This is a genomic window from Roseateles chitinivorans, from assembly GCF_050632145.1.
GTDB classification, from domain to species: Bacteria; Pseudomonadota; Gammaproteobacteria; order Burkholderiales; family Burkholderiaceae_C; genus Roseateles; species Roseateles chitinivorans_B.
In genome coordinates this window covers 6,126,187-6,142,942 of sequence record NZ_CP192577.1, presented here as the reverse complement: position 1 = coordinate 6,142,942, position 16,756 = coordinate 6,126,187, and the positions used below count along the sequence as shown (strand labels likewise).

Here is a 16,756-nt window from a genome sequence, read left to right as displayed (position 1 = left end):
GGCCATGAATCACCTGAAGCATCTGGACTGGCCGTTCTTCGAGGACCGGCATCGCACGCTCGCCAGCGAGCTGGACGGCTGGTGCGGGCGGAACCTGGCGCACGGCGCGGTCGACCACGACGACGTCGATGCGTCCTGCAAGTCGCTGGTGAAGGCGCTGGGCGCCGGCGGCTGGCTGAAGCACGCGGTGGCGGGCGAGGGCGAGGCCATCGACACGCGCGCGATCTGCCTGCTGCGCGAGACGCTGGCGCGGTACGACGGCCTCGCGGACTTCGCCTTCGCGATGCAGGGGCTGGGCTCGGGCGCGATCTCGCTGATGGGCACGCCGGCGCAGCGCGAGGCGTATCTGCCGCGCGTCTCTAGAGGCGAGGCGCTGGCGGCTTTCGCTCTCTCTGAGCCCGAGGCCGGTTCGGACGTGGCGGCGATGCAATGCGCCGCACGCCCGGATCAGGGCGGCGACCACTACGTGCTCGACGGCGAGAAGACCTGGATCTCCAACGGCGGGATCGCGGACTTCTATGTCGTGTTCGCGCGCACGGGCGAAGCCCCCGGGTCGCGCGGCATCAGCGCGTTCATCGTCGACGCCGGCACGCCGGGCTTCGAGATCGCCGAACGGATCGACGTGATCGCGCCGCACCCGCTGGCGCGGCTGCGTTTCACCGGCTGCCGGGTGCCGAAGACCGCGATGGTCGGCGCGCCGGGCGAGGGCTTCAAGGTGGCGATGCGGACGCTGGACGTGTTCCGCACGTCGGTCGCCGCGGCGTCGCTGGGCTTCGCGCGGCGGGCGCTGGAAGAAGGGCTGAATCAGGCCAAGGAACGGGCCATGTTCGGCGCCACCTTGGCCGACCTGCCGCTGACGCAGGCCAAGCTCGCCGACATGGCCTGCACCGTCGACAGCAGCGCGCTGCTGGTCTACCGCGCGGCGTGGGAGCGCGACCAGGGCCGCACGATCACCCGCGAAGCCGCGATGGCCAAGCTGATGGCCACCGAGGGCGCGCAGCGCGTCATCGACGCCGCGGTGCAGTTGCACGGCGGCCGCGGCGTGCGGCGCGGCGAGATCGTCGAGTCCCTCTATCGCGAGATCCGCGCGCTGCGCATCTACGAAGGCGCCAGCGAGGTCCAGCAGCTGATCATCGGACGAGACCTGTTGAAGAACGGATAAGGACGCGCTCATGCACCGCACCGCCCACCAGGACACCTTTGCCCGCGACCACCTGCCGCCGCAGGACCAGTGGCCGGATCTGGTCTTCGACCTGCCGGCGCTGCAGTTCCCGGAGCGGATGAACTGCTCGTGGGATCTGCTGGATCGATGGGTGGACGAAGGGCAGGGCGGTCGCACGGCGGTGATCGGCGGCGACGGCCGTTGCGGCGAGATCCGCTGGACCTACGCGGAACTGCAGGCGCAGGCGAACCGCATCGCCAACGTGCTGGTGAACGAACTCGGCGTGGTGCCGGGCAACCGCGTTCTGCTGCGTGGCGCCAACACGCCGCAGATGGCGGCCTGCTGGTTCGCGGTCATGAAGGCCGGCGCGATCGCTGTCGCGACGATGCCGTTGTTGCGCGCCAAGGAACTGGGCCAGGTCATCGAGAAGGCGCGTGTCTCGCACGCGCTGTGCGACGCCGCGTTGGCCGAGGAACTGGAGGCCGCACGATCGCAGTTCCCCGTGTTGGAGCAGGTGTGCCTGTTCCGCAGCGAAGCGCCCGATGGATTGGAAGCGCTGGCGGAGCGCCAGTCAGCGGACTTCGACAACATCGATACCGCGTCCGACGACTGCGCGCTGATCGCTTTCACGTCCGGCACGACGGGGCAGCCCAAGGGCACGATGCATTTCCATCGGGATGTCATCGCGATCTGCCGCTGCTGGCCGGTGCACTGCCTGCGCGCTCGCGCCGATGACGTGTTCATCGGCAGCCCGCCGCTGGCCTTCACCTTCGGGTTGGGTGGCCTGCTGCTCTTCCCGCTGAGCGTGGGCGCGGCGGCGGTGCTGCTGGAGAAAGCCTCGCCCGACGCGCTGCTGCCGGCGATCGCGAAGCATCGCGCGACGGTGTGCTTCACCGCGCCGACGTCGTACCGCGCCATGGCGGGCCAGGCCGGGTCGCACGACCTGTCCTCGCTGCGCAAGTGCGTCAGCGCCGGCGAGGCGCTGCCCGCCGCGACGCGCCAGCTGTGGAAGGACACGACCGGCCTGGAGATGATCGACGGCATCGGCGCGACCGAGATGCTGCACATCTTCGTCTCGCACACCGAGGAGACGGCGCGTCCCGGCGCGACCGGCAAGCCGGTGCCGGGCTACCGCGCCCGCGTCGTCGACGACGAGGGCAATGACGTGCCTCAGGGCAGCGTCGGCAAGCTTGCGGTGCTGGGACCGACAGGCTGCCGCTACCTCGCGGACGATCGCCAGCTCAAGTACGTGCAGCACGGCTGGAACCTGACCGGCGATGCCTACCTCATCGATGCCGACGGCTACTTCGTCTACCAGGCGCGCACCGACGACATGATCATCTCCGGGGGCTACAACATCGCCGGCCCGGAGGTCGAGTCCGCGCTGCTGGCGCATCCGGCGGTCGCCGAATGCGCCGTGGTCGGCGTGCCTGACGAGGAGCGCGGCCAGGTGGTGAAGGCCTTCGTGGTCCTCAAGCCGGGGCCGACCGCGGCAGCGGGGGCGGACGACGAAGCGGCGCTGATCAAGGCGATCCAGGACTTCGTCAAGGCCACGATCGCCCCGTACAAGTACCCCCGTGCGATAGAGTTCCGCGCCAGCCTGCCCCGCACCGAAACGGGCAAGCTGCAGCGCTTCCGCCTGCGTGAGCAGTAACCGCAGTCTTCCGACCGACCGTCCCTTTCCTCCCCGGAGAAGCCGATGAAGATGCCGTCGAAGTCCCTCGCGTTCCTGCCCGTCCGGACCGTCGTCCCTGCCGCACTCACGGCACTCACGGCGCTCACCACGCGGGCGACGGTCACCGCGCTCATGGCGCTCACGGCGCTCACGGCGCTGACTGCGTTCGCCCCCGCCGCGCAGGCGGCCGACAAGCTCAAGGTCGGCATGCTGAGCACCTTGTCCGGCGCGGGCGCCGGCCTGGGCGTCGACATCCGCGACGGCTTCGCGCTCGCGGTGCAGCAGAACGGCGGCAAGCTCGGCGGCCTGCCGGTGGAAACCGTCATCGCCGACGACCAGCAGAACCCCGAGGTCGCCAAGCAGTCCGCCGAGCGGCTGCTCAAGCGCGACAAGGTCGACGTGATGACCGGCATCGTGTTCTCCAACGTGATGCTGGCGGTCGGCCCCGGCGTCTTCGCCGCGCAGGTGCCCTACATCAGCGCCAACGCCGGCCCGTCGCAGTACGCGGGCGAGCAGTGCAACCCCTACTTCTTCAACGTCGCCTGGCAGAACGACAACCTGCACGAGGCCATCGGCAAGACGGTGATGGACAAGGGCTTCAAGAAGGTCGTGGTGCTCGCGCCCAACTACCCGGCGGGCAAGGACGCGGTCGCGGGCTTCAAACGCTACTACAAGGGCGTCGTCGCCGACGAGATCTACACCAAGCTCGGCCAGCTGGACTACTCGGCGGAGCTGGCGCAGGCGCGCGCGGCCAAGCCCGACGCGATGTACATCTTCCTGCCCGGCGGCATGGGCATCAACTTCATCAAGCAGTTCGTCGGCGCAGGGCTGTCCAAGGACGTCACGCTGTTCGGCCCGGGCTTCTCGGCGGACGAGGACGTGATCAAGGCCGTCGGCGAGCCGATGCTGGGCATGTTCAACAGTTCGCACTGGGCGCATGACCTGGACAACCCGGCCAACAAGCGCTTCGTCGCGGACTTCGTCAAGGCCTACGGCCGCCTGCCGTCGCTGTATGCGAGCCAGGGCTACGACGCGGCGCTGCTGATCGGCGCGGCGGTGCGCGACGTGAAGGGGAAGATCGAGGACAAGCCCGCGCTGCTGAAGGCGTTGAAGGCGGCGAAGTTCGAGTCGGTGCGCGGGGCCTTCCGCTTCAACCACAACCAGTACCCGGTGCAGGACTACTACCTGCGCGTGATCACCAAGGATCCGCAAGGCCGCGTGACCAACCGGACGCTGGGCAAGATCTTCGAACAGCACGCGGACGCCTACGCGCCGCAGTGCAAGATGAAGTGACGGCGGGCACCTCGCAATGGACGTGATCCTGATCGCCGAGCAGGCGCTCAACGGCCTGCAGTTCGGGCTGATGCTGTTCCTGCTCGCCGCAGGTCTGACGCTGGTCTTCGGCATCATGGACCTGATCAACCTCGCCCATGGCTCGCTGTACATGGTGGGCGCCTACCTCGCCGCGGCGGCGATGGCGGCAGGCGCTTCCTTCCTGGTAGCGGTGCTCGCGTCGGTCGCGGGCACGGCGCTGCTCGGCATGCTGCTGGAGGTGACGCTGCTGCGCCGGCTCTACCAGCGCGACCACCTGAGCCAGGTGCTGGCGACCTTCGCGCTGATCCTGATGCTCAACGAGGGCGTGCGCATGGTCTGGGGCGAGCAGCCGCTGATGCTCAACACGCCGGCCGCGCTGTCCGGACCAGTCGAGCTGCTGCCCGGCCTGATGTACCCGGCCTACCGGCTGCTGATCATCGGCGTGGGGCTGGCGGTGGCCGTCGGGCTCTACCTGCTGGTGACGCGCACGCGCTGGGGCATGTGGGTGCGCGCCGGCGCGTCCAACCGCGCGATGACCACGGCGATGGGCGTGCCCGCGGACCGGCTGTTCACCGCGGTCTTCGGCATCGGCGCGGCGCTGTGCGCGCTGGCGGGCTCGCTGCTGGGGCCGCTGCTGGCGGTGCAGGTCGGCATGGGCGAGAGCATCCTGATCCTGGCCTTCGTCGTGATCGTCATCGGTGGCATCGGCTCGATCCGAGGCGCGCTGGTCGGCGCGCTGCTGGTGGGGCTGGTGGACACCGGCTCGCGCACGCTGCTGCCGGCGGTGCTGCGGCAGGTCGCCTCGCCGGAGGTGGCGTCCACGCTGGGCCCGTCGCTCGCGGCCATCCTGATCTACGTGCTGATGGCGGCGGTGCTGTTCTGGAAACCGCGCGGCCTGTTCCCCGCGAGAGGCTGATCCGATGACCGAGCCGCTGCGTCCCCGTCGCACCCTTCTGCATCACCGCGCCGGCGGTGCCTGGACCTGGGCGCTGTTCGTCGCGCTGGCGGCCCTGCCGCCGCTGCTGCAGATGCTGGGCCTGGAGTTCTACACGGTGGTCGCGACGCGGGTGCTGATCTTCGCGATCGCCGCGGCGAGCCTGAACCTGATCCTCGGCTTCGGCGGGCTGGTGAGCTTCGGGCACGCGGCCTTCCTCGGGATCGGCGCGTACACGGTGGGCGTGCTGGCGGACGCGGGCGTGACGTCGGCGTGGATCGCCTGGCCGGCGGCGATGGCCCTGTCCGGCATCGCCGCGGCGGTCATCGGCGCGATCAGTCTGCGCACCCGCGGCGTCTACTTCATCATGATCACGCTGGCCTTCGCGCAGATGTTCCATTACCTGGCTGTCTCGCTGAAGGCCTACGGCGGCGACGACGGCCTGCCGGTGGCGGCGCGGTCCGTGTTGAACGGCCTGCCGGTGAACCTCGCCGACGACGCGTCCTTCTATTGGGTCGCGCTGGCGCTGTCCGCGCTGGTCTTCGCGGGGCTGCGGCGACTGGTCAACTCGCCGCTGGGCTGGCTGCTGCAGGGCGCGCGCGAGAACGAGACGCGAGTCGCAGCGACCGGCGGCCGTGTGTTCGCCGTGCAGTGGACGACCTTCGTCGTCGCGGGCGCGATCGCGGGACTGGCCGGCGCGCTGCTGGCGAATCTCAACGGACTGGTATCGCCGCACCTGATGCACTGGTCGCAGTCGGGACAGCTGATGGTGATGGTGATCCTGGGCGGCGCCGGCGCGCTGTGGGGCGGGCCGCTCGGCGCGGCGGTGTTCCTGCTGCTCGAGGAACTGCTGTCCGGCGTGACCATCCACTGGCAGTTCGCGCTCGGCGCGATCCTGCTTGTCGTGGTGCTCTTCGCGCCGCGCGGATTGACGGGCCTCTTCCATCGCTTCGGCGCGAGGAAGACCGCGCCGTCGCCGGCGAAGTCGAAGGGAGCCGCGCATGCGTGATGGTGCGACCGCCTCGATGGGTGTGCCCTCCGCGCTGCCCGCGCTCTCGCTGCTCCAGATCCATCGTCTGGTGAAGCGTTTCGGCGCGCTGACGGCGACTGACGAGGCCAGCTTCGACGTCCGTGCCGGCGAGACCCACGCGCTGATCGGTCCGAACGGCGCCGGCAAGACGACGCTGATCCACCAGATTTCCGGCGCGCTGGCGCCCGACAGCGGCGGGATCTTCTTCGACGGCGAGGACGTGACCGCACTGTCGATGCCGCGCCGCGTGCAGGAGGGCCTGGTGCGCTCGTTCCAGATCACGAGCATCTACAAGCGCTTCACGGTGCTGGACAACGTCATGCTGGCGGTGCTCGCGCGGCGACCGAAGCCGCCGCCGTGGTGGCGCGTGGCGCGAGCCGATGAGGCGGCCTACGCCGACGCCGAGGCGATGCTGACGCTCGTCGGGCTCGCGGCAATGGCTGACCGCGTCGCGGGCAGCCTGGCCCATGGCGAGCAACGTCAGCTGGAAGTCGCGCTGGCACTCGCTGCCCGACCCCGACTGCTGTTGCTCGACGAACCGATGGCCGGCATGGGGCCGGACGAATCCGCGCGGATGGTCGAACTGCTGGCGGCGCTGAAGGCGCAACACCTGACCCTGCTGCTGGTCGAGCACGACATGGACGCGGTGTTCAGGCTCGCCGATCGCGTCTCGGTCCTGGTGAGCGGGCGGGTGATCGCGACCGGCTCGCCGGAGGAGATCCGCAACGATGCGGCGGTCAAGCAGGCCTACCTCGGCGACGAGGCAGAGGAGGCCGCATGAGCGAGGCGCTGCTGGAGATCGATGGTCTGCGTGCCGGCTACGGCGACAGCCAGGTGCTGTTCGGCCTGGACCTGCGCATCGCGCCCGGCGAGGTCGCGACGCTGCTGGGCCGCAACGGCATGGGCAAGAGCACGACGCTGCGCTGCCTGACCGGTTGGCTGGCGCCCAGCGGCGGCCGCATCCGCTTCGCCGGCGAGGACGTCACCGGCTGGCGTGCCGACCGCATCGCGCGGCTGGGACTGGCGATCGTGCCAGAGGGGCGGCAGATCTTCCCCAATCTCAGCGTGCTGGAACACCTGAAGGCCTTCGAGGCCAACCGCCGCCGTGCCGCGGAACCGTGGACCGTCGACCGTGTCTTCTCGCTCTTCCCGCGCCTCAAGGAACGCGCGTCCAATATGGGTCAGCAGCTGTCGGGCGGCGAGCAGCAGATGCTCGCCATCGGCCGCGCACTGGTGACCAATCCCCGGCTGCTGGTGCTGGACGAAGCGACCGAGGGCCTCGCCCCGCTGATCCGCGAGGACATCTGGCGCTGCCTGGACACGTTGCGGCAGGCGGGCCAGACGATCCTGGTCGTCGACAAGTACGTGAAGCGCCTGATCAGGCTGGCGGACCGGCACAGCATCCTGGAGCGCGGGCAGGTCGTGTGGCGCGGCGACTCGGCGGCGCTGGCGGCCGACCAAGGGCTGTGGCACCGGCACCTCGGCGTTTGATGGCAGGCGATGCGCAGCGACGCCACGGCACACGACACGACAGGACACGAGACGACATGACCAGGAGGACGACATGACGGCTGCTTTCGAGCGCGAGGTGCTGATCCGCTTCGGGCATTGCGACCCGGCGGGCATCGTGTTCTTCCCGCGCTACTTCGAGATGCTGAACGCCTTCGTCGAGGACTGGTTCAACGAGGGGCTCGGCGTCCCCTACGCGGAATTGCTCGGCCCGCGCCGCGTCGGCCTGCCGACGGTGCAGCTGCAGACCAACTTCGAGCGCATCAGCCGCCATGGCGAGCGGCTCGCGCAGCGCCTGTGGATCGAGCGCGTCGGGCGCAGCTCGCTGTCGCTGCGCGTGAGTTTCGACGGCGCCGACGGCCCGCGCGTGAGCTTCGGCCAGGTGCTGGTGTGCACCTCGCTGGAGACGCACCAGTCACAACCCTTTCCCGAGGACGTCCGCGCCGCGCTGGTGCGGGCGGTCCAGCAGCAGCAATCCCATCAATCGTCAGAGCAGTAGAGGAGTCACGACGATGAGCAACGACAACAAGAACGGCAACGAGAACGAGAAGACGGCGACCGGCAAACGCGTGCTGCAGCCCGCGGGCTGGGCGCCGCCGCGCGGCTACGCGAACGGCGTGGCCGCGACCGGCACGCTGGTCAGCGTGGCCGGGCAGATCGGCTGGAACGGGCAGTGCCAGTTCGAGAGCGACGACTTCATCGACCAGTGCCGGCAGGCGCTGCGCAACGTCAAGGCGGTGCTGGCCGAAGCCGGTGCCGAGCCGCGCCACATCGTGCGGATGACCTGGTACCTGCTCGACAAGCGCGAGTACGTCGCGCGTGGCCGCGAGGTGGGGCAGGCCTACCGCGAGGTGCTGGGCAGCGAGTACGGCATCGCGATGACCGCGGTGCAGGTCGCGGGCCTGATCGAGGACCGTGCGAAGCTTGAAATCGAGGTGACAGCGGTGGTGCCGGCACGGGACTAGGATCGATACCGACACGCCGTCCACGACGGCCTCCGGCCAGCGCGCACCGCCAGCCTCCACGCATTCAAGAACGGAAGAGACACATGAGCCACGCATCCAAGGCCGCGAAGGCCGCATTCCACTGGGACGATCCGCTGCTGCTGGATCAGCAGCTGACCGACGACGAACGCGCCGTGCGCGACGCCGCGGCGGCCTATTGCCAGGACCGCCTGGCGCCGCGCGTGCTGGAGGCCTTCCGGCACGAGAAGACCGACGTGGCGATCTTCCGCGAGATGGGCGAGCTGGGCCTGCTCGGCCCGACGATCCCGGAGGAATACGGCGGCGCCGGCCTGAACTACGTCTGCTACGGCCTGGTCGCCCGCGAGGTGGAACGCGTGGACAGCGGCTACCGTTCGATGATGAGCGTGCAGAGCTCGCTGGTGATGGTGCCGATCAACGAATTCGGCAACGAGGCGACCAAGCGCAAGTACCTGCCCAAGCTGGCCAGCGGCGAGTGGATCGGCTGCTTCGGCCTGACGGAGCCGGACCATGGCTCGGATCCGGGCTCGATGGTGACGCGCGCGCGCAAGGTCGACGGCGGCTACGCGCTGAGCGGCAGCAAGATGTGGATCACCAACAGCCCGATCGCGGACGTGTTCGTGGTCTGGGCCAAGGACGACGGCGGGCAGATCCGCGGCTTCGTGCTGGAGAAGGGCTGGAAGGGGCTGAGCGCGCCGGCCATCCATGGCAAGGTGGGCCTGAGGGCGTCGATCACCGGCGAGATCGTGATGGACGAGGTCTTCTGCCCGGAAGAGAACGCCTTCCCCGATGTGCGCGGTCTGAAGGGGCCGTTCACCTGCCTGAACAGCGCGCGTTACGGCATCGCGTGGGGCGCGCTCGGCGCGGCGGAGTTCTGCTGGCACACGGCGCGGCAGTACACGATGGACCGCCAGCAATTCGGCAAGCCGCTGGCGGCCAACCAGCTGGTGCAGAAGAAGCTCGCCGACATGCAGACCGAGATCGCGCTGGGCCTGCAGGGCTGCCTGCGGCTGGGCCGGATGAAGGACGAGGGCACGGCGGCGGTGGAGATCACGTCCATCATGAAGCGCAACAGCTGCGGCAAGTCGCTGGACATCGCGCGCACGGCGCGGGACATGCTGGGCGGCAACGGCATCAGCGACGAGTTCGGCATCGCCAGACATCTGGTCAACCTGGAGGTGGTCAACACCTACGAGGGCACGCATGACATCCACGCGCTGATCCTGGGGCGTGCGCAGACGGGGATCGCGGCGTTCTGAGGCGCTGCGTCTGCTCTGCAGGGAAGGGCGCTTCGGCGCCCTTTTTCGTTCCCGAGTCATGTGCAGAACGATGCAGATCCGCATCTTTCCGCCTATGGGTTGGGCAATTCCCCCGGATTGGGGACATGGCTGTTGAAGCATCGATGCAGGAGGGGTGAAGACTTTCAGCAACGGCTACTGATACGGGTCATTGTTCGAGCATTTCGCCGGTGCGAAGCTGCATCGCTTCCTCGCCTGACCAACGTCCTCGGACGACTGGAATCCTCAGGTTTGCCAAACCCGTTCACGCCCACCACACTCCGGCAGCCTCGCGGCTGTGGCATTGCCCTCCATGAAGAACTCGGCCGCTCGCAAGTACATCACCGTTCATACGATCAGGCGCGCGAATCAGCATCTGATGACCCGCGGGCGGGACTATGAGCCTTCGCCTGCTGTGCGAGCGCTGATGCCCAGCCGGGAAGAGATCTTGAAGGCTGCAAACAGTGCATTCGAGCGGTGGTTGGCGAAAGCCAAAGTCACTGCTTGATGCTGCCCCAGACCTTTCAAACCTTTGTCGATCACCGCCAGGACCTTGCCGGTCTTATCGCCTACGCGCTGTACAAGGCGGACAAGGTCGACTTCATGAAGACGCATCCTGACGAGGATGTGCATGGATTCGTCCTTGGCATGAATCTGCCGTCGCAGATCGAAGCCTATCGTGCCGAGGCTTTGACGATGCTGGAGGATATGGCTCAGCAATCGCTCGCCAACGCGCTGGCCGATGCCGATGCCGATCACTTGCGGCAACTGAAACAGATCGAGCGCAGGCTTGGCTTCTGGCCCAGGGTCTGGTCCAACGTTGTCGCGAATCTGATTGCGGCGGCTATCTCGGTCCTGTTTGTTGTGCTGGTGTTTGGTAGCAAGCTGAACTTCTGGGCCAATCTGCTGAAGTACCTGGGCGAGTAGGCGTCAGCGCGATGGATGCACTGATTGAAGGGCGATTGACAGTCGCGTTTTTCCGGGAACGGACCAGCGCCGCACGGGAGGCGCGGACCCTCACCATTGCATTTCCCGAAATGGTCTTTTCGACGGCGCTCGAATTCTCTTTGTGAGGCGGCGGGACGACGATCAATCCCGTCATCCACTCTTTGCTGAGCCCGTCCAAATGAATACCTCCCGCCTCATCCGCGCCATCGGCGCCGCCTTCGCCGTGTCCGTCGCTGCGCAGTTCCCCGCGCAGGTCGCCGTCGCTGCGCCCGCTGCCACCGACAGCGCCCTCCTCGCGTCGACGAGCGTGGACATCCAGTACCGCACCGTCGTCATCGACGGCGTCAAGGTCTTCTATCGCGAGGCCGGTCCGAAGGACGCGCCGGTGCTGTTGCTGCTGCACGGCTTCCCGACGTCCTCGCAGATGTTCCGCAACCTGATCCCGCAACTGGCCGGCCGCTACCGCGTGATCGCGCCGGACTATCCCGGCTACGGTCAGAGCGACATGCCCCCGATGGACAAGTTCCAGTACAGCTTCGACAACCTGGCCAAGGTGGTCGACAAGTTCACCGTGGCTGTCGGTGCGAAGAAGTACGCGCTGTACGTGCAGGACTACGGCGCGCCGGTCGGCTTCCGGCTCGCCGCCGCGCACCCGGACCGCGTCACGGCGATCGTCGTCCAGAACGGCAACGCGTATGAAGAAGGCCTCGACAACGACTTCTGGGCGCCGCTCAAGCGCTACTGGGCCGACAAGTCGACCGCGAACGGCGAGGCGCTGCGCCCGAACTTCGAGCTGCCCGCCACGAAGTGGCAGTACACCGAAGGCGTGCGCGACGTGCAGCACATCAGCCCCGACGCGTGGACGGTCGACCAGGCCTACATGGACCGGCCGGGCAACAAGGACATCCAGCTCGAGCTGTTCTACAGCTACGGCACCAACCCGCCGCTGTACCCGTCGTGGCAGGCCTACTTCCGCAAGCACCAGCCGCCGATGCTGATCGTCTGGGGCAAGAACGACAAGATCTTCCCTGCCGCCGGCGCCCACCCGTACCTGCGCGACCTGCCCAAGGCGGAGCAGCACCTGCTGGACACCGGGCATTTCGCGCTCGAGGAGGACGGCGCCACCATCGGCGCGCTGATGCGGGACTTCCTGGCGCGCCGGCTCAAGTGAGCGACGGGTCGGCGCGCAGCTGCTCGATCAGCAGGTCGAGCAGCGCGCGCACCTTCGCATTCGGGCGCCGGCCCTGCCGATGCAGCACATGGATGGGCACGGGCCCGGACTCGTAGGCGGAGAGGAGGGTCTGCAGCCGGCCGTCCCTCAGCGGTTCGCGCACCTGGTAGGACATCAGGCGCGTGATGCCCAGGCCCCCCACCGCGGCCGTGATCGCCGCGTCGTTGGTGGTCGTCATCAGCGTGGGACGGAGCTCGTAGACACGGGCTTCGTCCTGCTCGGCGAAGTGCCAGCGGGTGGTGGGCGTCAGGCCGGTCGCGGAGATGATGGTGTGCCGGGCCAGCTCCTCGGGATGCTGCGGTGTTCCGCGGCGTTCCAGGTAGTCCGGCGACGCGCACAGCACGCGGCGGATCGTGCCGACGCGCACGGCCTGCAGCGACGAGTCGGGCAGCTCGCCGAGTCGCACGGCCACGTCGACCGCTTCGTCGTCCATGTTGACGACCCGGTCGACGAAGAGGCACACCGCCTGGGTCTCGGTGAAGCGGCGGAGGTAGTCGGTCACCAGCGGCGCGATGTAGAGGTTGCCGAACATGGCCGGCGCGGTGATGGTGACGCGGCCGCGCGGCGTGCCGTGGACGCTCGCGACGGCGCCATCCGCCTCTGCCAGGTCGCCCAGCAGCTGCTTGCAATCCTCGAGGTAGCCCGAGCCGGCATCGGTCAGTCGCACCACCCGTGTCGTGCGCGTGAACAGCGACGCGCCCAGGTGCTCCTCCAGGTCGAGGACGGCGCGTGTGACCGTCGCCGGCGACAGATTGAGCTTGCGCGCCGCGCCGGCGAATCCGCCGACCTCCGCCACCGCGACGAAGACGCGCATCGAGTGCAGTTGATCCATGCGGGGATTGTCACCTGCCGTGTCGAGGTGACTCGCTGTCCTGAATGCGACATCGACACCCGGACTCCTGGCGCACGATCCGCCGCTGACCGGCCCCGTTCGATGGTCCGGCGCGATCCGGAGACGCCCATGGACGACATCACCGCCCGCATCCCTTCGCTCAAGGGCCAGGTCAGCGACGCCGAATGGCAGCTGCGCGTGGACCTCGCCGCCTGCTACCGGCTGGTGGCGCGCTACGGCTGGAGCGACCTGATCTTCACGCACATCAGCGCGCGGCTGCCCGGCGATGCGCATGAGTTCCTGATCAATCCCTACGGCCTGATGTTCGACGAGATCACGGCCTCCAGCCTGATCAAGGTCGATGCCACCGGCAACAAGCTGCAGGAGACGCCGTTCCCGGTGAACCAGGCCGGTTTCATCATCCATTCCGCGATCCATGCGGCGCGGCCCGACGTGGGCTGCGTGCTGCACACGCACACGCGGGCCGGCGTGGCGGTGTCGGCGCAGCGGGGCGGCGTGCTGCCGATCTCGCAGCAGTCGACCTTCGTGCTGGCCTCGCTCGCGTACCACGACTACGAGGGCGTTGCGATCCGTCCCGACGAGCAGCCGCGGCTGCAGAACGACCTCGGCGACAAGATCTTCTACTGCCTGCGCAACCACGGGCTGCTGACCGTCGGCAAGACGATCGGCGACGCCTTCCTGTCGATGTACACCTTCGAGAGCGCCTGCCAGATCCAGATCGCGGCGCAGGCCGGTGGCGTGGAGTTGACGCCGGTGCACGGCGAGATCATCCGCGGCACGGCCGAATCGATGCGCGTGCAGACCGGCGGACTCGGCGGGGCCTTCGTGTGGCCGACGCTGCTGCGGCAGGCGCAGCGACAGTGTCCTGGCTTCGACGTCTGACAAGGACCTGCTCGCGTCGCCCCAATGCGGTCGAGACGTCGCTGAAGAGCTCCGCGCCCAGGGCAATTCACGTTCCTTGTCCGTCCCTGATCCTGAGGATTCGTTCGTCGCCGAAAAGCTCGTACAACTTGGCCAACAGGAGCCAGGGGGAATCATCATGACCGTCCATGCGACCAAGGTGCTCGGCGGCGTTTTGTCCGCGGTCAGCAAGAACCGAATCATGGGCAGCGCATCGCAACTCGCGAATGCCGACACGGTGAACAACACCTGGTGTCCCGCGCTCAACTTGACGGCGCTCGCCGGAAAGAGCGGACACCTGCAGCGATGGCATTTCGGTTATGGCCTGGCGACGCTGATTGCACAGGAGAACGTGTTCGACTCAGCGCCTCGCATTGCCATCGCGCCCGCCGCAGTGCAAAACGGTCGTGGTACCCGAACCAATCCCTATGCGCACGTCCTTCCGTGTGGGCTGCAGGCCAACGGTCAAGCCTGGCACACGCTGTTCAAGTCTCAGAAAGCCATTGCCGAGGCCTGTCGGAGCTTTGGTCTTGGGGTCATGGCAAATGAAGAATTCTGGGAAGAGGATGTGGATCCTTCGGTGCTCAATGTCGGCGATCGGGTGGTGGAGAAGCATCATTCCCAGATCGGCCTCTGCGAGACCTTCCGACGCACGTTCGAAGACACGACCGGCCTGCTCAGCTGGAAGGGCAGCGGCTTCCAGCTGCCATCCGAGGATGCAGCGGCTGCCTTGCTGAAACACGTCGACATCGAACTCTGGCTACCCCGAATGAAGATCGCCTACGAGGAGGAGATCCTGCGGCAGACTGAGCGACTTCGACCTCTGGATTCGAAGAGCCAAACGTACGCAAGACTGCAGGCGAGGATTCTCGTGCTCACGCGGAAACTGGAAACTGCGCGCGATGCAAAGGTCAATTACGCCTACGTGATCCAGCGGGTCTTCAAAGCCATGTCGGAGGAACGTGCTGCACGTGCCGCGATGCACCTCAAGGCTTGACCACCGCGAGCAGCGCGATCGTGGCCACGCCGACGACCGCGATGAGCGGCGCATGACGGAGCCAGGTCGGCGCTGCGCGGCCGGCCTGCTCGACGTGGCGGCGCAGCGTCGCCGACAGCACGCCGTGAAGGGCTGACAGGCCCACGACGATCGGCAGCTTGGCGCTCAGCCAGAGCGCGCCGAACCAGCCGCCCCAGCTCGCAAGCCCGATGCCCAGGGCCCAGGCGGCCAGCATCGCGGGTGCGGTCACCCGGCGATCCCACCGCAGCACGGTGGCGGCGAGGCGCTTCTCGTGTGGAAGCAGGACCGCCGCCGCGGCAGGGCGTATCGCGGTCGTCGTCACGCCCAGCAGCACCAGTCCGCCCACCCAGGTGAGCACGGCCGCGAGGTGCAGTCCCTTGAGCCAGAGGTACATCACGTCGGGACTCCGCGACGCAGCATGCGCCAGCTGTAGAGACCGCCCAGCGGGATGAAGGCGGCGAGCAGCAGTCGCCATGCGGTCGGCCGGTCGACGGCCCCTTCCGTCGCGGCCTGGGCGAGCTGCCAGCAGAAGACGAGGAAGGCCATGCCGTGCACCGGACCCATCACCGACACGGCCGTCGGCAGGCCGGCCAGGTGCTTCAGCGGCACCGCGACCAGCAGCAGCGCCAGCAGCGTGAAGGCCTCCAGCAGGCACAGACGTCGGAGCGTCGAGAGCCGTGGAGGGGCGTCGAGGCGAGGAGGGTAGGACCGGGACGAATGAGGCAACAGGAACTCCGGAGGTTCGAGGAACAGCGTGGATTCTTCCGACCGGATGACCTCACCGAAAGTGGCTGAATCGACTTCATTCGACTGTTTTCAGACAATGGCGAAGAGAATGCCGGAGCGTCGACGTCTCATGTCCGGAGTTCCTTCCCATGCCTGCCTCACGATCTGCTCGCTCGTCGCCTCGAACTCCCTCTCCCGCGACGCGGGAGAGGGCGGGGGTGAGGGCCAACGCCAGGTGGCCGTGCTCGCTCTGCCCGGCGTGGTGCCGTTCGACCTGACCATCGCTGGCGAGGTGTTCGGCCGCACCGTGCTGGACGACGGACGACGGGGCTACACGGTCACCGTCTGCGCCGAGCAGGACGAGATCGACGCCGGCGGCTTCACGATCGGCGTGAAGCGCCGCCTCGCGACACTCAGGAGCGCACACACCATCGTCGTGCCGGGCATCGAGTCACCGACGACGGCGATCAGTCCCGCCGTGAAGCGCGCACTCGTTGCCGCGTCCGAGCGCGGCGCTCGGATCGCGTCGATCTGCACGGGTGCCTTCGTGCTCGCACAGGCGGGATTGCTGGACGGCCTGCGCGCGACGACGCACTGGGCCGCCGCTTCCCTGATGGCGCAACGCCATCCCGAGGTCGACCTCGATCCCTCGGTGCTCTTCGTCGACAACGGCCAGATCCTCACCTCCGCCGGCGCCGCCGCCGGGATCGACCTCTGCCTGCACATGGTGCGCGGCGACTACGGCACGGCAGTCGCGGCCCGCATGGCGCGGCTGTCCGTCGTCCCGCTGCAGCGCGAGGGCGGTCAGGCCCAGTTCATCCAGCCCGCCGATCTGCCGCCGGACCGCGACCTGCAGCCGGTGATCGCCTGGGCGCTGAAGCAACTGCACCGTCCGATCTCGATGCCTGAACTCGCGGACCAGGGCTGCGTCAGTCCGCGCACGCTGCACCGGCGATTCCAGGAGCAGTTCGGCGTCGCGCCGGTGCAATGGCTGATCCAGGCGCGGGTGCGCCGGGCGCAGGAACTGCTCGAGACCGGCTCGGCGAGCATCGAGCAGATCGTCGAGGCCGTGGGCCTCGGATCGGCCGCGAATTTCCGCAGCCAGTTCCAACGCATCGCCGGCGTCAGCCCGAGTGCCTATCGCAAGAGCTTCGGCGCGCGGTGAGGCGACGGTGCCGCCGGTGCCGCCGGGCGGC

Annotated in this window: 20 protein-coding genes; 17 read left to right on the top strand and 3 right to left on the bottom strand. The window is 68.1% G+C overall.

Features of this window, described 5'->3' with window-relative positions; genetic code table 11:
- Positions 1-4: 4 nt before the first annotated feature.
- The 14 genes from ACQ86G_RS28180 (at position 5) to ACQ86G_RS28115 (ending at position 12,003) form a co-directional block, all read left to right on the top strand.
- Entirely contained in the window at positions 5-1,162 is a 1,158-nt protein-coding gene (locus ACQ86G_RS28180; RefSeq protein WP_431258352.1) for an acyl-CoA dehydrogenase family protein, read from the top strand.
- 10 nt (positions 1,163-1,172) lie between these two features.
- Positions 1,173-2,816 carry a benzoate-CoA ligase family protein gene (locus ACQ86G_RS28175; RefSeq protein ID WP_431258351.1) on the top strand — a complete coding sequence of 548 codons (1,644 nt, stop codon included), beginning with the start codon at positions 1,173-1,175 and terminating at the stop codon, positions 2,814-2,816.
- A 153-nt stretch (positions 2,817-2,969) separates the two neighbouring features.
- Positions 2,970-4,130, top strand: a complete 1,161-nt coding sequence (locus ACQ86G_RS28170; protein ID WP_431261518.1) for an ABC transporter substrate-binding protein — start codon at positions 2,970-2,972, stop codon at positions 4,128-4,130.
- Between the two features lie 16 nt (positions 4,131-4,146).
- Positions 4,147-5,067 (top strand): branched-chain amino acid ABC transporter permease, encoded by a 921-nt coding sequence (locus ACQ86G_RS28165; RefSeq protein ID WP_431258350.1) that lies wholly within the window; start codon positions 4,147-4,149, stop codon positions 5,065-5,067.
- Between the two features lie 4 nt (positions 5,068-5,071).
- Entirely contained in the window at positions 5,072-6,094 is a 1,023-nt protein-coding gene (locus ACQ86G_RS28160; protein WP_431258349.1) for a branched-chain amino acid ABC transporter permease, read from the top strand.
- Positions 6,087-6,896 (top strand): ABC transporter ATP-binding protein, encoded by an 810-nt coding sequence (locus ACQ86G_RS28155; protein ID WP_431258348.1) that lies wholly within the window; start codon positions 6,087-6,089, stop codon positions 6,894-6,896. Before ACQ86G_RS28160 ends, ACQ86G_RS28155 begins: the two co-directional genes overlap by 8 nt.
- Positions 6,893-7,606 carry an ABC transporter ATP-binding protein gene (locus ACQ86G_RS28150; RefSeq protein ID WP_431258347.1) on the top strand — a complete coding sequence of 238 codons (714 nt, stop codon included), beginning with the start codon at positions 6,893-6,895 and terminating at the stop codon, positions 7,604-7,606. The genes ACQ86G_RS28155 and ACQ86G_RS28150 overlap by 4 nt, the downstream gene beginning before the upstream one ends.
- A 73-nt stretch (positions 7,607-7,679) precedes the next feature.
- The gene (locus ACQ86G_RS28145) at positions 7,680-8,123 is read left to right on the top strand and encodes an acyl-CoA thioesterase (RefSeq protein WP_431258346.1); all 444 of its coding nucleotides are present in this window, start codon (positions 7,680-7,682) and stop codon (positions 8,121-8,123) included.
- 13 nt (positions 8,124-8,136) lie between these two features.
- Positions 8,137-8,589: a RidA family protein gene (locus ACQ86G_RS28140; protein WP_431258345.1), complete on the top strand. Its 453-nt coding sequence runs from the start codon at positions 8,137-8,139 to the stop codon at positions 8,587-8,589.
- Between the two features lie 83 nt (positions 8,590-8,672).
- Positions 8,673-9,866: an acyl-CoA dehydrogenase gene (locus tag ACQ86G_RS28135; RefSeq protein ID WP_431258344.1), complete on the top strand. Its 1,194-nt coding sequence runs from the start codon at positions 8,673-8,675 to the stop codon at positions 9,864-9,866.
- A gap of 331 nt (positions 9,867-10,197) precedes the next feature.
- Entirely contained in the window at positions 10,198-10,392 is a 195-nt protein-coding gene (locus tag ACQ86G_RS28130; protein ID WP_431258343.1) for a hypothetical protein, read from the top strand.
- Positions 10,392-10,811 (top strand): hypothetical protein, encoded by a 420-nt coding sequence (locus ACQ86G_RS28125; RefSeq protein ID WP_431258342.1) that lies wholly within the window; start codon positions 10,392-10,394, stop codon positions 10,809-10,811. The genes ACQ86G_RS28130 and ACQ86G_RS28125 overlap by 1 nt, the downstream gene beginning before the upstream one ends.
- 11 nt (positions 10,812-10,822) lie before the next feature.
- A complete protein-coding gene (locus tag ACQ86G_RS28120; RefSeq protein WP_431258341.1) occupies positions 10,823-10,957 on the top strand; it encodes a hypothetical protein in 135 nt (44 codons plus the stop codon).
- A gap of 53 nt (positions 10,958-11,010) precedes the next feature.
- Positions 11,011-12,003, top strand: a complete 993-nt coding sequence (locus tag ACQ86G_RS28115; protein WP_431258340.1) for an alpha/beta fold hydrolase — start codon at positions 11,011-11,013, stop codon at positions 12,001-12,003.
- Here ACQ86G_RS28115 and ACQ86G_RS28110 read toward each other — a convergent pair.
- The gene (locus ACQ86G_RS28110; protein ID WP_431258339.1) at positions 11,996-12,895 is read right to left on the bottom strand and encodes a LysR family transcriptional regulator; all 900 of its coding nucleotides are present in this window, start codon (positions 12,893-12,895) and stop codon (positions 11,996-11,998) included. The two genes, ACQ86G_RS28115 and ACQ86G_RS28110, sit on opposite strands and share 8 nt — an antisense overlap.
- Positions 12,896-13,024: 129 nt before the next feature.
- On the opposite strand from ACQ86G_RS28110, the gene ACQ86G_RS28105 reads away from it, so the two are divergent.
- Positions 13,025-13,798 carry a class II aldolase/adducin family protein gene (locus ACQ86G_RS28105; RefSeq protein ID WP_431258338.1) on the top strand — a complete coding sequence of 258 codons (774 nt, stop codon included), beginning with the start codon at positions 13,025-13,027 and terminating at the stop codon, positions 13,796-13,798.
- Between the two features lie 157 nt (positions 13,799-13,955).
- Complete coding sequence (locus ACQ86G_RS28100; protein WP_431258337.1) at positions 13,956-14,813, top strand: hypothetical protein; 858 nt, start codon at positions 13,956-13,958, stop codon at positions 14,811-14,813.
- On the opposite strand, the gene ACQ86G_RS28095 is transcribed toward ACQ86G_RS28100, so the two are convergent.
- Both ACQ86G_RS28095 and ACQ86G_RS28090 read right to left on the bottom strand, forming a co-directional pair.
- Entirely contained in the window at positions 14,803-15,228 is a 426-nt protein-coding gene (locus ACQ86G_RS28095; RefSeq protein ID WP_431261517.1) for a CopD family protein, read from the bottom strand. The genes ACQ86G_RS28100 and ACQ86G_RS28095 overlap by 11 nt on opposite strands.
- Entirely contained in the window at positions 15,228-15,560 is a 333-nt protein-coding gene (locus ACQ86G_RS28090) for a DUF3817 domain-containing protein (RefSeq protein ID WP_431258336.1), read from the bottom strand. The genes ACQ86G_RS28095 and ACQ86G_RS28090 overlap by 1 nt, the downstream gene beginning before the upstream one ends.
- A gap of 235 nt (positions 15,561-15,795) precedes the next feature.
- Here ACQ86G_RS28090 and ACQ86G_RS28085 point away from each other — a divergent pair, with 235 nt between their 5' ends.
- Complete coding sequence (locus ACQ86G_RS28085; protein ID WP_431258335.1) at positions 15,796-16,725, top strand: GlxA family transcriptional regulator; 930 nt, start codon at positions 15,796-15,798, stop codon at positions 16,723-16,725.
- The last annotated feature ends 31 nt before the right edge of the window (positions 16,726-16,756 follow it).